The organism is Caballeronia sp. LZ008, assembly GCF_031451435.1.
GTDB lineage: Bacteria > Pseudomonadota > Gammaproteobacteria > Burkholderiales > Burkholderiaceae > Caballeronia > Caballeronia zhejiangensis.
In genome coordinates, this window is record NZ_JARUXK010000001.1 from 234,790 (window position 1) to 250,142 (window position 15,353).

Genomic DNA, 15,353 nt, shown 5'->3' on the forward strand with positions numbered 1-15,353 from the left:
GAGATGCCGCTCGCTTCGATCGTTGCCGCACGCCGCTTCGACGCCGCCGCGCACCTACCGTTCTTTATCGGCGATGAACGCGTCGGCTGGATTCGCCGATCCGACGTCGACGCGCTGCGCCGCTGGCCGGACGTCTTCGTGATCGACGCCGCTTCGGTTCGCCTGCACGCGGCGCTCGCCGATGTGAACGCGCGCAGCGCCGCGCTCGGCGCGGTCATCGGCGCGCTTTTCGCCGAAGGCAAGATTCCCGGTTGGCGCGACGAAACCTACGCGATCCGCAACGGCTTCGACGCCGCGCCGCTCGCGTTCATCGAGCGTGCGGCGTCGCGCTTCTTCGGCACGATGACCTACGCGGTGCATCTGAACGGCATCGTAAAATACCGGGATAAGGCGCCGCAGTTGTGGATCGCGCGCCGCAGCGACACCAAGGCGACCGATCCCGGCATGCTCGACAACGTCGTCGCGGGCGGCATCGGCTGGGGTTTCGCACTCATGCCGACGCTCGTGAAGGAATGCTGGGAAGAGGCGGGCATGAGCGCCGAACTCGCTTCGACGGCGACGCCCGGCCGCACGTTTCATGTGCTTCAGTCGCTTCCGGAAGGCACGCAGGCCGAGCAGATCTTCGTGTACGACGTCTCCCTGCCGCCCGATTTCGCGCCGCACAATCAGGACGGCGAAGTCGGCGAGCATCGCCTTGCGCGCATCGAGGACGTCGCGCGCTGGATCGAAGAGGGCAAGCTCACCGTCGATGCGAGTCTCGCGACGCTCGATTGCATGCTGCGTCATCAGTGGATCGACGAAGACGCGTGCGAAGGCATCGACGTGCTGTTCGAAGCGCCGCAAATTTGAAAGAACCGAACGAGGAAAGGTCATGTCGACCGAACATAGTTTTTATCTGAAGTTGTCGTGCCCGGACCGGCCGGGAATCGTGCATGCCGTGTCGGGCTTCCTGTTCAATCTCGGCGCCAATATCCTCGATTCCGCGCAGTTCGGCGACAGCCGCACCGGCGAGTTCTTCATGCGCGTGCATTTCCAGCAAGTCGGCGGCGATCCGGGCCTCGACGCGCTGCGCAAGTCGTTCAGCGATCTCGCCGATGAATTCGGCATGCGCTGGGAACTGCACGACGCATCGGTCAAGCCGCGCGTCGTCATCATGGTGTCGAAGATTGGCCATTGCCTGAACGATCTGCTGTTCCGCTATCGCACCGGGCAATTGCAGATCGAGATTCCGGCGATCATCTCGAATCACAAGGATTTTTATCAGCTCGCGGCGAGCTATGACATCCCGTTCCATCATCTTCCGCTGCTCAACGCGACGTCCGAAGCGAAGGCCGCGCAGGAAGCGCGCGTAATGGAAATCGTCGATCAGCACGACACCGATCTCGTCGTGCTCGCGCGCTACATGCAGATTCTGTCGCCGGATTTGTGCGCGAAGCTGTCGGGACGCGCGATCAACATTCATCACTCGTTCCTGCCGAGCTTCAAGGGCGCGAAGCCGTACTATCAGGCGTTCGATCGCGGCGTGAAGCTGATCGGCGCGACCGCGCACTACGTCACGTCCGATCTCGACGAAGGCCCGATCATCGAGCAGGAAGTGGAGCGCGTCGATCACAACATGACGCCGGATCAACTGACGGCGATCGGCCGCGACGTCGAATGCGTGACGCTCGCGCGCGCGGTGAAGTGGCATGCCGAGCATCGCATTCTGCTCAACGGACACAAGACGGTCGTGTTCCGCTAGATCGCGCTTTCGGAAAGACAAAGCCCGCCGGTTCAGGCGGGCTTTTTTACGCTCAAACGAGCCGCAGATAAATCAGCTCGCGCTTGATATATCCGTAGAAAATCGGCGCGGCGATGACGCCGGGAATGCCGAACGCGGCTTCCATTGCGAGCATCGCGAGTAGCAGTTCCCACGCGCGCGCCTCGATCTGCCCGCCGATGATGCGCGCGTTCAGGAAGTATTCGAGCTTGTGGATCAGGATCAGGAACGCGAGCGACGCGACCGCCGTGCCGAACGACACCGACAGCGAAATGCCGACGATGATCGTGTTCGAAATGAGATTGCCGATCACCGGCAGCAGCCCGACGATGAACGTGACGAGCACGAGCGTTTTCGAAAGCGGCAGCCGTTCGTGAAAGAGCGGCAGTGCGACGAGAAGATACAGCGCGGTGAAGACTGCGTTGATCGCTGAAATCTTGATTTGCGCGAACACGATGCGGCGGAAGGCATCGGAGAAGCGCGACACGCGCGCGACGAGCGCGGTGGAAAGCGGCAGCCGATGGTGCGTCGCCCGCGGCGCGCTCACCGCGATAATCGCGCCGACGATCATGCCGATTACAATATGACCGAAGCCGCGCGCCATCTCCTTGCCGCCTTGCTGGAGCATCTCGGCGTGCTTGTGCATCAGCTCGGTGGCTTTGTCCTTCATCTGCACGGTGTCCACGGGCAGGTAATTCGCGAGCCAGTCGGGCACGGACAGCCGCGCGCTCGACGTGATGCTCATCAGCTGATCGAGCAATTTCTGGACGCTCGGGAAGTCGCGCTCGAAATGTTCGATGGTGGCGATGGTCGCGCCCGTCAGCCCGCCGACGATGATCGCCGAAATCAGCCCGACCGCGATGAGACGCGCGCCCCGGCTGACCACATGGCGCTCGATCAGCGGCGCGATCATGTGCGTAAGCTGAAAAACCAGCATGCCGGCGAGCAGGCCGCCGAGCAATTGCAGCCTGAGCGTGAGATACAGCGCCAGCAGCGCAAGGACGTAGCTGCCGATCTCCACCGCCGACAGCTTCGGCAAGCTCATGTCGCTCGTCAGCCTGACGTGGCGCGTGGGCAGGTCCCGTACACGCGCTTCCTCGTTGGCCGCTTCGTTGCGCTTCGCCATGACTGCGTTCCTTTTCCCCTGCTGCGTACGACGGTTATTCGTGCCGCGGCGCGCGCGGCGCATTTCGACGGTCCGGCTGACAGCGCTTCGGCAGCCAGACCGGCGCCGTGAATCAGGCCGCCGATTTGGCTCGTTGCAACAAGGGTGCCAGATATCTGCCGGTAAAGCTCGCCTTCGACTTCGCAACCTGCTCCGGCGTCCCTTGGGCGATGATCTGCCCGCCGCCGGCGCCGCCTTCCGGACCGAGATCGATGACCCAGTCGGCGGTTTTGATTACGTCGAGATTATGCTCGATGATTACGACAGTATTACCCTGATCGCGCAATCGATGAATCACTTCGAGCAAAAGCGCGATGTCGTGGAAGTGCAAACCGGTCGTCGGCTCGTCGAGGATATATAGCGTCCGACCGGTATCGCGCTTGCTCAGTTCCAGCGAAAGCTTGACGCGCTGGGCCTCGCCGCCCGATAGCGTCGTCGCGGACTGGCCGAGCCGGATATAGCCGAGACCGACGTCGAGCAGCGTTTTCAGCTTGCGCGCCACCACCGGCACCGCCTTGAAGAACTCGTGCGCGGCCTCGACCGTCAGGTCCAGCACTTCGCTGATGTTCTTGCCCTTGTACTGGACTTCCAGCGTCTCGCGGTTGTAGCGCTTGCCGTGACACACGTCGCAGGGCACGTAGACATCCGGCAAAAAGTGCATTTCTACCTTCAGAACGCCGTCGCCCTGACAGGCTTCGCAGCGGCCGCCCTTCACGTTGAACGAGAAGCGGCCGGGGTCGTAGCCGCGCTCCTTCGCCGCCGGCACGCCTGCGAACAGTTCGCGGATGGGCGTGAACAGTCCGGTGTAAGTGGCCGGATTGCTGCGCGGCGTGCGGCCGATCGGCGACTGATCGACGGCGATCACTTTGTCGAAGTGTTCGAGACCTTCGATCGACTCGTACGGTGCGGGCTCCGTCGCCGAGCCGTACAGATGCTGCGCGACCGCGTGCTGCAGCGTGTCGTTGATGAGCGTCGACTTGCCCGAGCCGGACACGCCCGTCACGCAGGTCAGAAGTCCGACGGGCAAATCGAGCGTCACGCGCTTCAGATTGTTGCCGTACGCCTCGACGATGCGCAGCATGCGCTCGTCCGGCGCGGTGCGCTCGGCGGGATAGCTGATCGTGCGCTTGCCGGACAGATACTGCCCGGTAATGGAATTCCCGTCCTTTTGCACCTGCACCGGCGTGCCTTGCGCGACGATCACGCCGCCGTGCTCGCCCGCGCCCGGTCCCATGTCGACGACGTAATCGGCCATGCGGATCATGTCCTCATCGTGCTCGACGACGATCACCGAATTGCCGATATCGCGCAGATGCTTGAGCGTGTCGATCAGCCGGTCGTTGTCGCGCTGATGCAGGCCGATCGACGGCTCGTCGAGCACGTACATCACGCCCGTAAGGCCGGAGCCGATCTGCGACGCGAGCCGGATGCGCTGCGCCTCGCCGCCGGAAAGCGTCTCCGCGCTGCGTTCCAGCGACAGATAATCCAGCCCGACGTTGTTCAGGAACGAGAGCCGCGCGACGATTTCCTTGATGACCTTGTCGGCGATTTCGCCCTTCGCGCCCTCCAGACGCAGCGTCTGGAAATAGCCGAGCGCATCGCGTAGCGGCCAGCCGCTGATTTCATAGATGCCGCGCGCCTGTTCTTCTGCGCCGACTTTCACGAAGCGCGCTTCGCGCCGCAGACGCGTGCCTTCGCACGCCGGGCACGGCTGATTGTTCTGGTATTTCGCGAGTTCTTCGCGCACCGCCGCCGAATCGGTCTCGCGATAGCGCCGCTCCAGATTCGGGATGATGCCTTCGAACGCATGCTCGCGGACCGACGCGCGCCCGCGCTCGTTAATGTACGAAAACGGAATCGCCTGCTTGCCCGAGCCGTACAGAAGAATCTTGCGCACTTTCTCGGGCAGATCCTCGAACGGCGCGTCGATTTCGAATTCGTAGAATGCCGCGAGGCTCTGCAGCATCTGGAAATAGAACTGATTGCGCCGGTCCCAGCCCTTTACCGCGCCCGCCGCGAGCGACAGCGACGGATGCGCGACCACGCGCTTCGGATCGAAGAACGTGATCTGTCCGAGACCGTCGCATTCCGGGCACGCGCCCATCGGATTATTGAACGAGAAAAGACGCGGCTCCAGTTCCGGCAGCGAATACGAGCAGATCGGACACGCGAATTTCGAGCTGAAGAGCTTCTCCTTTTCGGTGTCCATTTCGAGCGCGATCGCGCGGCCGTCGGCGAGACGCAGCGCGGTTTCGAACGATTCCGCGAGGCGCTGCTTCATGTCCGGCCGCACTTTGAGACGGTCGATCACGACGTCGATCGTGTGCTTGTCGTTCTTCTTGAGCTTCGGCAGCGAATCGACTTCGTAGATTTTCGCGACGCCTTCGTTCGCCGTGCCGCCGCCCGAGCGGATGCGAAAGCGGATGAAACCCTGCGCCTGCATTTCCTCGAACAGCTCGACGTGCTCGCCCTTCCGATCCGCGACGACCGGCGCGAGGATCATCAGCTTGGTTTCTTCAGGCAGCGCGAGTGCGGCGTCGACCATTTGCGAGACGCTTTGCGCCTCCAGCGGAATCAGATGATCCGGGCAATACGGCGTGCCGACGCGCGCGTACAAAAGACGCAGGTAATCGTGAATTTCAGTGACGGTGCCGACCGTCGAGCGTGGATTGTGCGACGTGGCCTTCTGCTCGATCGAAATGGCCGGCGACAAACCTTCGATCAGATCGACGTCCGGCTTTTCCATCAGCTGCAAAAATTGCCGCGCATACGCCGAGAGGCTTTCCACGTAACGGCGCTGGCCTTCCGCATAGAGCGTGTCGAACGCGAGCGACGACTTGCCCGACCCCGACAGCCCCGTGATCACGATCAACTTATGGCGCGGCAAGTCGAGATTGACGTTCTTCAGATTGTGGGTGCGAGCCCCACGAATACGAATTTCTTCCACGAGTTCGTTCCGGCGTTTTTCGGGTGCTTTCGGATGTTTTCAGCGGCGCTTTCATCTGTCCGGACGGGCCACGAAGCCATTGCCGGGCGGAAAGAGAGGGGGCCAAACCTGCTACTATAACGACTTTTAAAGGGCGCAGCGCCCGAGCCCAAGGGCCGGATGCGCGTCGATCGGCCGGCGCGGGGACTTGCCGGCCAAGTACGGGAGAGCGCCGACGCATCGAGCGGCGCGCTTTTAGCCGTGCGATTCCATATAGTGCCGTTTCGAGCAAGAACAAGGCGGCCGCGCCTGGCTGCGCCGCAGGCCAGGCCAGACGCGACCCTCATCCTTTTCCCGTTTCTGATGTCCAATCCGTCTGCCACGTCCACACGTCTGTCTGCGCCGGAGTTGCGCGCGACCGTGTCGCTCGCTGCCATCTTCGCGCTGCGCATGCTCGGTCTTTTCATGATCATGCCGGTGTTTTCGGTGTACGCGAAAACCATCCCCGGCGGCGACAACGTGCTGCTCGTCGGCATTGCGCTTGGCGCCTACGGCGTCACGCAGTCGATGCTCTACATCTTCTACGGCTGGATTTCCGACAAGCTCGGGCGCAAGCCGGTCATCGCGTTCGGCTTGCTCGTCTTCGCGGTGGGCAGCTTCGTCGCGGCCGCCGGGCATTCGATGACGTGGATCATCGCCGGGCGCGTGATCCAGGGCATGGGCGCCGTTTCGTCCGCGGTGATCGCGTTCATTGCCGATCTCACGCACGAGGAAAACCGCACGAAGGCGATGGCGATGGTCGGCGGCAGCATCGGCGTGTCGTTCGCGGTGGCGATCGTCGGCGCGCCGATCGTGTTCCACTGGGTCGGCATGAGCGGGCTTTTCACGGTGATCGGCGTCCTGTCGATCCTCGCGGTGGGCGTGGTGTTCTGGATCGTGCCCGATCCGCCCGCGCATCCGGTTCACGTCAAGGCGCCGTTCGCGGAAGTGCTGCACAACGTCGAGTTGTTGCGCTTGAACTTCGGCGTGCTCGTGCTCCACGCGACGCAGACCGCGCTTTTCCTCGTCGTGCCGCGCATTCTGGTGGACGGCGGGTTGCCGGTCGCATCGCACTGGAAGATTTACCTGCCCGTGATGGCGCTCGCGTTCGTGCTCATGGTGCCGGCCATCATCGCCGCCGAGAAACGTGGAAAAATGAAGAGCGTGATGCTGAGTGCGATCGGGCTTATCCTGATCGGCCAGTTGTTATTGGGCGCGGCTCCCCATACGCTGTGGTCCGTGGCAGCCATTCTGTTCGTGTACTTTCTCGGCTTCAACGTGCTGGAGGCGTCGCAGCCGTCTCTGGTGTCGAAGCTTGCGCCGGGCACGAGAAAGGGCGCGGCGGCGGGCGTGTACAACACGACGCAGTCGATCGGCCTTGCCCTCGGCGGGGTGATCGGCGGCTGGCTGCTGAAGCTCGACGGGCCGAGCGCGGTTTTCTTCGCGTGTTCGGCGCTGGTGTTGGCGTGGCTCATCGTCGCTGCATGGATGAAGCCGCCACCGCGCAGAACAGAGCGCGCGGCCTGAGAGAAATTGGAATCATCGAATCGAGCCGACAGGGTGCAACCGAATCCACGTCTGAAGACGAGATCGGTCCAATCGCATCTTTCGGCTGACAGTTAGCAAGGAATCTACCGGAGAAATCATGGCATCAGTCAACAAGGTCATTCTCGTGGGCAATCTGGGCGCCGACCCGGAAACCCGCTACCTCCCGAGCGGCGACGCCGTGGCCAATATTCGTCTCGCGACGACGGACCGCTACAAGGACAAGGCCTCCGGCGAATTCAAGGAACTCACGGAGTGGCATCGCGTGGCGTTCTTCGGCCGGCTCGCCGAAATCGTCAACGAATATCTGAAGAAGGGGTCGTCGGTTTACATCGAAGGGCGTATTCGCACGCGCAAATGGACCGATCAATCGGGCCAGGAGCGCTATTCGACCGAAATCGTCGCGGATCAGATGCAGATGCTCGGCGGTCGCGGCGGCGCCGGTGCCGGCGATGATGGCGGCTACAGCCGCAGCGCGCCGATGGATCGTTCGGGCGGTGGCGGCGGCGGCGGCGGACGCGCGCCCGCAGGCGGTCGTGCGAGCGGCGGCTCAGCAGGCGGCGGTTCCAGCCGCCCGAGCGCGCCGGCAGGCGGCGGCTTCGACGACATGGACGACGATATCCCGTTCTAAAGAATCACCGGCAATTCGCGCATCGGAAGATGGGCCTCTGGCTGAAACAGCCTGAGGCCCATTTTTTTTTTAGTCGGCGAGGCGCTTCCTGATTGCGGTGTGATCTATTGCTCGCGCCGGAGCCTATTAAGCGCTCGGCGCCTGATAGTCGCGCTCGTACGCCATCAAGTGCACACCAACTATTCCGCAGTCTAATCGGATTTATCCTATGGCCTGCAAATTGGTCACATTCTATTTTTGAGGCGATTATCCGAGAAAATAAACGCAATCTTTATTTGCTTGTCGTCATCTAATTGAGGTTTTTGAAGGTTTGCGGTTTATCTGTTTCTGGTAAACGCGAATCGGAAAGCCGTGCTTAATCGTGCCGCGTGGATTAATCCGTTGCGCGCCGTTGCAGCCCACAAGCATTTTCACCGAGACCAAGAATAACCGGGGGCCTCTTGAAGCTTCGAATAGTACTGGCTGACGATCATCCTTTCGTTCTCCTTGGGATGAAGGCCATCTTCGCCGCCGCAGACGGATTAGAGGTCGTCGGCGAGGCAAATAATGCGAGCACTTTGTTGGCAGAACTCGCGGTCAAGCCGTGCGATGTGCTGGTCACGGACTTCGCCATGCCCGAGCCGGGAGCGGATGCAAATGACGGTCTCCGTCTCATTCGCAAGGTGCGCCAGGATTTCCCCGACCTCTGCATCGTCGTGCTCACAAGCGTGAGCAACGTCGCGATTTTGCGCTCCATCCTGAATGCCGGCGCGATGAGCCTCGTTAACAAGGCCGAACCCATCGAACTCGTGGTGACGGCCGTGCGGCATGCGAGCGTCGGACGCCGTTTCGTGAGCGCCTCGTTTGTCGCGGCGCTTGCGGAAGCGGGCACGGAGACCGAATTTTCGCCGGAGGAGCCGCGCCTGTCCGTGCGAGAGATCGAAGTCGTCCGCCTGTTTGCCAAAGGCCATTCGATTACCGAAATAGCAAAAGAACTCGATCGCGATGTTCGCACGATCAGCCGTCAGAAACGTGATGCGATGAATAAGCTAGGCGTAAGAAACGATCCCGGGTTATTCGCGTTTGTGCGCGCACGCGGATTAGGATGAGTTTTTGGCGCACTGAAATGGTTTCGGATGCATCTTATGTATCTAAATTTTTCGATGCCGGATGATCGACCTTCTCTTTTTTTGGATGTGAATTCTGGTCCGCAGGACTAGAAGGGGTTTGAGGCAATGGAGTTCTGGAACGGGAACCAGGTGTTCTCGCACGCTAAACGGATAAGGCTCGCAATAGCGGATGATCATCCTCTCGTCATCCTCGCCGTCGAGCGACTCGCTGGGAATTTTCCCAATGTAGAGGTGGTAAGTCGTCACGCTAATTCGACCCAACTCGAAGAGTCGCTTGCTCGCGGCGAGTGCGACGTCGTCGTCATCGACTATTTCATGCCGGGCGGACGTTACGGCGACGGCGTCGAGCTGATTCAGCATGTGGCGAACCAGTATCCGGAGGTCAGGATCGTCGTCATGTCGCGCAGCGGCGACGCCGCGCTCGTCAAGCAGGCGCTGGAAGCGGGAGCCCACGCGTTTCTAAGCAAGGAAGACCGGCTCGAACTGATCTACGTCGCGATTGTTTCGGTCATCGCCAATGAAACCTATCTTGGGCCCGCAATACGCCGCACGCTCGCGCTCGCGGATTCCGAAAGCCACGCGCGTTTCATTCGTCAGCGGCTCACGAGCCGCGAACTGGAAGTGATCGAGCGCTATGCACGCGGCGCGAATGTCACCGAGATCGCGAAGGAACTCGATCGCAGCGTGAAGACGATCAGCGCCCAAAAATGCGCGGCCATGCGAAAGCTCGATTTATCGACAGACGCAGATTTGTATCGATTTATCGCGGACAGTGGCTTGATCTAGACGCATCGCATAGCGCGCACGCCGCGCAAGCCCTGAGGCCAGCAAGAACGCATAACAGAATGAGAACAAGAACGCCGAAACGCGCCATCGTTGCGGATGACCATCCGGTCGTCATCAAGGGTATTCAAACCCTGCTCGAGCGAGATGGCGCGGTGCGCGTGGTCGCCACCGCGTGCGACACGCTGGAACTTGCCGAAGCAATCGATACCACGCCGTGTGACTTCATCTTCTCCGACATCGGTATGCGCGGTATCGACGGGGAAAGCAGCTCGATCACCTTCCTCAGGCGTCTGACCTGGCAGGAAAAGCGGCCGAAGATCATCGTGCTCACGATGATCTGCCAAACGCGAATGCTGGCCGGGCTCGTTCAGCTCGGCGTAGACGGCGTGATCGACAAGCGCGACGGACTCGAATGCCTGCACGACGCGATATCCGTCGCCGAAGCCGGCGGCTGTTTCCTCTCCCCAACCGTGGAGGCGGCCGTGCGCCATTTGCCCGCGACATCGCCGGCGCGCGTGGGCGTACTGAGCCGACGCGAATGGGAGGTTTTCCAGCTCTACGCTCGCGGTCTTCTGGTCCATGAGATCGCTGAGCACTTCGGACGAAGCCGCAAGACGATCGCGACGCAGAAGCGTGCCGGCATGCGCAAGCTGGGACTCGATAGCGAGGAGGAGCTGGTCGCCTACTTTCAGCAAGTCGGCCTGGTCTGAAGTGGTGTAGCCGTCGCCGATGCCCGGTTTAGGAGCAAATTGGGACGGTTCTGATTCGATCCTGATACGCAGCGGCTCAGACTCAAGACATTTGCACTCGACAGGCAAGCACGAAGCGCGGCGACTCGTAGCGGTCAAAAGCCGTGAATCGGCGTCATCGAGTTCTTGCTCAGACGGCGCAGCAACGGTCCTTGCCGCGCCGGCCCGCATCCGAAGGATTCGAATTGAGATTTCTGTTCGCGCGTTGTTTGCTCCTTTTCAGCCTGATCGCGCCATCGTTCGGCAATGCGGCCGACCCGCATGCCTACGCTTCCCAGCCGACTTCTGGACTTCGAAAAAATACAAACGACGCAACGGCCAGCGTCCAACTCGATGAGCCCGAGCGCGGTTACTTGCGCACGCTGAATCCGATCGCCGTCGGCTTGATAGAAGCGTCACGCGGTCGTCCGGATCAGCCGCTTCAGCCGCCGGAAGTCGCGCTCGCCAAAATCGAACAGTCCCTCGGCGTCACGTTCGAGCCGAAGCGATTCAACGACTGGCCCACGGCCGCATCGGCGTTTCAACGCGGCGAAATCGAAATGATCGTCGCACCGAGCCCGCCCGGAACCTTGAACTACGCGATGCATTCCGAGTTGCAGCCGCTCGACCTGTTGATCAAGCGGGCGTTCAGGCAAGCCGAGACGCAAGCCGTCGCCAGGCAGGCGGCATCCGCGACCACGCATATCTCCGCGTTGCGCTTGCTGCCTGCGCTCATCGGCATCGCAGCCGTCTTGTTCGTGACGCTGCGCGCTTTCGTCCGATTGCAGCAGGAAATGGGACGGCGCATGGAGACTGAGCAGCGTCTGGCTACGCAACTCAGTTTCCAGCAGACCATGATGGAGGTGGTGCCGTATCCCCTCGTCGCGAAGGACATGCAGAATCGCTACATCGCGGTGAATCGTGCCTTCGAAGAAGCGCTCGGCGTTCGACGCGGAGACGTTCTCGGACGCACGAGCGTCGAAGTCACGGCGTGGGGAGACGCGCACAGCCGCGTGCTTCACGAGTTGACCAGCACGACGCTCAAAACGGGTCAACGTCAGGAAGTCGAAGCGGAATTTGCCGACAACAGCAATCACTCGCGCTGCGGGCTTTTCTGGACGGGCGCGTTCAATGCGTCGAACGGGGAGCGAGCGGGCGTCGTCGGCACGATGATCGACATCACCGATATTCGCGACGCCGAAACGCGCGCGCGGCAAACCGAGCGGCGTCTTCACGACGTGACGCGATCGCTGCCGGCGGTCGTGTTCCAGTTGCGCCGCGCGAGCGACGGCACGTACAGCCTTCCTTATATCGATGGCGATACGCGTCAGTTGCTCGGTCTGGACGTCGCCGCTCTGGCCGACGATCCGATTCACGCGCTGACGCACGTCCACGACGAAGACAGCGCCCGGCTTCTCGCGGAAATCGAAACTTCGGCGCGGACACTCGAGCCGCTGCACACCGAGTTTCGTTCGACGGTGGAAGGCGTGCACCGCTGGATTCGCGCGGATCTCGTCGCGCACCGCGAAGACGACGGCGCCGTGGTCTGGAGCGGCTATTGGGCCGACGCGAGTGTCGAGCACGCCCGCGCCGACGAACTCGCCCGCGCGCGCGACGCCGCCGAAGCCGCATCGCGCGCGAAGGACGACTTCCTCGCGATGATGAGTCATGAAATCCGTACGCCGATGAACGGCGTGCTCGGGCTCGTCGAAGTGCTCGAAAATACGCGTCTGAACCCCGACCAGTCGCAAATGCTCGGCATGATTCAGGATTCGGCGAGCGCGCTCCTGCAGATTCTCGACGATCTCCTCGACTATTCGAAGATCGAGGCCGGCAGGCTGACGATCGAGTCCACGCCGATCGATTTGCGCGAACTCGTCGATAGTGCGGTGGGCCTGCTCGCCGCAAGAGCGCACGAAAAGGGCCTGCGCGTGCGCGTCGACGTGGCGCCCGAAGTGGCCGCGGCGGTCAGGGGCGACAGCGTGCGGCTCAGGCAGGTTCTCTTCAATCTTATGAGCAACGCGATCAAGTTCACGATCAAGGGCGATGTCGCGCTGCACGTTCGCGCGGTCGAGCACACCGAGTCGGCGCAGGTGATCGAACTGTGCGTGAAAGACACGGGCATCGGGATCGCTCCGGACGCGCAGCGAAGCCTGTTCGAGCCGTTCGTGCAAGCTGAAACCTCCACGACGCGGCGCTTCGGCGGCACCGGGCTCGGCCTGACGATCTGCAATCGTCTCGTCGCGCTGATGGGCGGCGCGATGAGCCTTGAAAGCGCGCTGGGCGTCGGCACGGCAATGACCGTTCGTCTCACGATGCCCGTCGAGACCTTGCATTATCAGATCGACGGATTGCGCGGCAAGCGAGGCATCGTGGCGATCGACGACGATCGCGTCGCGGCGGCCCTCGTGCACTATGGCGAGGCGCTTGGTCTGCAATTGCTGCGCTACACGCCCGACGAACTCGCGCGATCAGAACACGAGTTGCTCGAAGACATCGAGATCGTCTTTCTGAGCGATACGCACAAGCACGCTTCGCCATCCGCTTCGCGTGTGATCCACGTAACCGAAAAGCCGAAGCCGACGGGATACCGCATTCTCGAAGACGACATCCGCGTGAGCGTCAATCCGATTTCGTGGCACGGCCTCGGCGCGGCCTGCGTCGCCGCATTGACAGGCATGCCGCAGGTCGCATCGGGCGTCACGCATTCGCACGAAGCGAAGATGGTGGCGCCCGACCGGGAAGACGCGCTGCGCAGCGGCAGGCTCGTGCTCGTCGCCGAAGATCATCCGGTGAATCAGGAGCTGATCCGAAATCAGCTTACCCTGCTGGGTTTCGCGTGCGATGTCGTGCACGACGGCGCCGAGGCATACGCTGCCCTCGCTGACACCCGATACGGATTCCTGATTACCGATTGTCACATGCCGAACATGACGGGCTACGAACTGGCTCGACGCATCCGTTCGGATGAAGCCGGCGCGTCGCGTCGCTTGCCGATCCTCGGCGTCACGGCGAGCACGGCGCCCGACGAATTGCGCAAGTGCCGTGAGGCGGGCATGGACCACTGTCTCGTGAAGCCGACCCGGCTCGCTACCTTGCGGGAGCATCTGAACCGATGGTGGATCACGAATGAACGCACGCCCGAAGCCGAGACACATTCCGCTCAGGGAACCGATGTGCCGGCCCGCTACGATGACGAACTCGATCTGAGCGCCATGGCGCAACTATGGGGCAGCGAAGCGACCGTCAAGGCGTTGCTCGATGCGTTCGTGTCGTCGTTCCGCGAGGATCTCGTGGCGCTTCGGCAATTGCTCGATCGCGGCACGGTCGATGATCTGCGGGACTGGCATCATCGCGTCGTCGGGGCGGCGAGCGTGTTGCAGTATCGGCCGCTGCTCGGCGCGCTGGAGGAGTTTCGTCGCGATCTGCATGTGAAATCGCGCGACGTGCGCCGTCGCGAGGGACTTGCGTTGATCGCGCGATGCGAGCAGCTCGTGGACCGTATCCACGCGCAAGGCGCCGCAATTCTCTGACCGGGCGCTTTCTTATTCCGTAGGTGTGCAGGGACTCGCATCGGCGAGTTCGCCATCGCGGAAATAGGCGAGCGCGAAATCGACGAACGCGCGTGTCTTGGCCGAAACGTGCCGGCGTCCCGGGTAGACGATAGACACTTCCTTGTCAGCGTCCTTGAGCGTATGGCCGGGCAGCAGTCGCACGAGCGAACCCACCTCGATATCCTGCGCCACGTAGCTCTCCGGGAGCACCGCGATTCCCATTCCGGAAAGCGCCGCCTGCCGCAGCATGTGCGAACTGTTCACGCTGTATGCCGGATCGAGTTCGACGCTTTCCGTCTCTCCCGACGGTCCGATGAAGGACCACGTCGATCCATGGATATCCGAAGACGGCGCGAGAAACTCATGTGACGCCAGCGATGCCGGCCCGACGGGCGCGCGGCGTTGCGCCAGATAAGCCGGTGCGGCGACGAGCACCGCCGCGACTCTCACCAACGGGCGGTTGATCAGCATGCCGCTGTTCACGAGATGCGGCACGACGATGCCGACGTCGAAGCCCTCCGCGACGAGATCGACCGGACGATGCAGCAGCGTCAGGCGCAACTTCACGTTCGGGTATCGCTCGCGGAATCCGCGCAGCATTGGCGTGAGTCCGAGCAATGAGAATGATGCCGACGCGACGAGCTTGAGCGTGCCCGAAGAGTCGACCGAACTGTTCCCCACTGATGCTTCGATCGTCTCGATCTGTTCGATCACTGCACGGCAGCCGTCCGCATAGGCGCGACCGGCCTCGGTTAGCGACACGCTGCGCGTCGTGCGGTTCAGCAAGCGCGTGTTGAGATGCGCCTCGAGCAACGAGACGTAGCGCGTTATCACGGCGTTGGATAGATCGAGCGCGTTGGCGGCACGGCCGAACGATTCGGTTTCCGCCACTTTCAGGAAGACGCGCATCGCCTGGAGTTGATTCATTGAGCGATCGATGTGAGAAGCGCATTTCGAACGCTTCGAGTATGCCGATAAATGCCGGCGGCTAAAGCGCGGCCTCGCGTGCGCGATGTTAGAGCGCGATGACATGCTGGGGAATCGGAGTGTTCTGATCGGAGACGAATGTCTCAATGCGACCACTGTGGCATGAACGCAACTCGTGTCCATA

Annotated in this window: 11 protein-coding genes; 8 read left to right on the top strand and 3 right to left on the bottom strand. The window is 61.9% G+C overall.

The window, feature by feature from the left end:
- Positions 1-3 precede the first annotated feature (3 nt).
- Together QCE49_RS01205 and purU are read left to right on the top strand one after the other, a co-directional pair.
- Complete coding sequence (locus QCE49_RS01205; RefSeq protein ID WP_175979776.1) at positions 4-849, top strand: NUDIX hydrolase family protein; 846 nt, start codon at positions 4-6, stop codon at positions 847-849.
- Positions 850-871: 22 nt separating this feature from the next.
- On the top strand, positions 872-1,741 hold the full coding sequence (gene purU, locus QCE49_RS01210) for a formyltetrahydrofolate deformylase (RefSeq protein ID WP_008351670.1): 870 nt from the start codon (positions 872-874) through the stop codon (positions 1,739-1,741).
- Positions 1,742-1,793: 52 nt separating this feature from the next.
- Here purU and QCE49_RS01215 read toward each other — a convergent pair whose 3' ends face one another.
- The gene (locus QCE49_RS01215) at positions 1,794-2,885 is read right to left on the bottom strand and encodes an AI-2E family transporter (RefSeq protein ID WP_008351668.1); all 1,092 of its coding nucleotides are present in this window, start codon (positions 2,883-2,885) and stop codon (positions 1,794-1,796) included.
- 112 nt (positions 2,886-2,997) lie between these two features.
- The gene (gene uvrA, locus QCE49_RS01220) at positions 2,998-5,871 is read right to left on the bottom strand and encodes an excinuclease ABC subunit UvrA (RefSeq protein WP_175979777.1); all 2,874 of its coding nucleotides are present in this window, start codon (positions 5,869-5,871) and stop codon (positions 2,998-3,000) included.
- Between the two features lie 342 nt (positions 5,872-6,213).
- Between uvrA and QCE49_RS01225 the strand changes: the two genes are divergently transcribed.
- The 6 genes from QCE49_RS01225 to QCE49_RS01250 all read left to right on the top strand — a co-directional run bounded on the left by QCE49_RS01225 (position 6,214) and on the right by QCE49_RS01250 (position 14,221).
- Positions 6,214-7,416 (top strand): MFS transporter, encoded by a 1,203-nt coding sequence (locus QCE49_RS01225; RefSeq protein WP_075583486.1) that lies wholly within the window; start codon positions 6,214-6,216, stop codon positions 7,414-7,416.
- 118 nt (positions 7,417-7,534) lie between these two features.
- Complete coding sequence (locus QCE49_RS01230; RefSeq protein WP_008351662.1) at positions 7,535-8,065, top strand: single-stranded DNA-binding protein; 531 nt, start codon at positions 7,535-7,537, stop codon at positions 8,063-8,065.
- A 440-nt stretch (positions 8,066-8,505) separates the two neighbouring features.
- Positions 8,506-9,153, top strand: a complete 648-nt coding sequence (locus QCE49_RS01235) for a response regulator transcription factor (protein ID WP_034470552.1) — start codon at positions 8,506-8,508, stop codon at positions 9,151-9,153.
- Positions 9,154-9,279: 126 nt separating this feature from the next.
- Positions 9,280-9,960 (top strand): response regulator transcription factor, encoded by a 681-nt coding sequence (locus tag QCE49_RS01240; RefSeq protein ID WP_033536541.1) that lies wholly within the window; start codon positions 9,280-9,282, stop codon positions 9,958-9,960.
- A gap of 59 nt (positions 9,961-10,019) precedes the next feature.
- Positions 10,020-10,670: a response regulator transcription factor gene (locus QCE49_RS01245; RefSeq protein WP_008351659.1), complete on the top strand. Its 651-nt coding sequence runs from the start codon at positions 10,020-10,022 to the stop codon at positions 10,668-10,670.
- A gap of 392 nt (positions 10,671-11,062) precedes the next feature.
- Entirely contained in the window at positions 11,063-14,221 is a 3,159-nt protein-coding gene (locus tag QCE49_RS01250; protein ID WP_250456615.1) for an ATP-binding protein, read from the top strand.
- A 12-nt stretch (positions 14,222-14,233) separates the two neighbouring features.
- On the opposite strand, the gene QCE49_RS01255 is transcribed toward QCE49_RS01250, so the two are convergent.
- Positions 14,234-15,169: a LysR family transcriptional regulator gene (locus QCE49_RS01255; protein WP_250456614.1), complete on the bottom strand. Its 936-nt coding sequence runs from the start codon at positions 15,167-15,169 to the stop codon at positions 14,234-14,236.
- Positions 15,170-15,353: the final 184 nt, after the last annotated feature.

Bases quoted from the DNA above. Each gene is read 5' to 3' on its own strand.
- QCE49_RS01240 (WP_033536541.1), top strand. From the start codon at position 9,280: ATGGAGTTCTGGAACGGGAACCAGGTGTTCTCGCACGCTAAACGGATA.
- QCE49_RS01215 (WP_008351668.1), bottom strand. From the start codon at position 2,885: ATGGCGAAGCGCAACGAAGCGGCCAACGAGGAAGCGCGTGTACGGGAC.
- purU (WP_008351670.1), top strand. From the start codon at position 872: ATGTCGACCGAACATAGTTTTTATCTGAAGTTGTCGTGCCCGGACCGG.
- QCE49_RS01225 (WP_075583486.1), top strand. From the start codon at position 6,214: ATGTCCAATCCGTCTGCCACGTCCACACGTCTGTCTGCGCCGGAGTTG.
- QCE49_RS01255 (WP_250456614.1), bottom strand. From the start codon at position 15,169: ATGAATCAACTCCAGGCGATGCGCGTCTTCCTGAAAGTGGCGGAAACC.
- QCE49_RS01205 (WP_175979776.1), top strand. From the start codon at position 4: ATGCCGCTCGCTTCGATCGTTGCCGCACGCCGCTTCGACGCCGCCGCG.
- QCE49_RS01230 (WP_008351662.1), top strand. From the start codon at position 7,535: ATGGCATCAGTCAACAAGGTCATTCTCGTGGGCAATCTGGGCGCCGAC.
- QCE49_RS01245 (WP_008351659.1), top strand. From the start codon at position 10,020: ATGAGAACAAGAACGCCGAAACGCGCCATCGTTGCGGATGACCATCCG.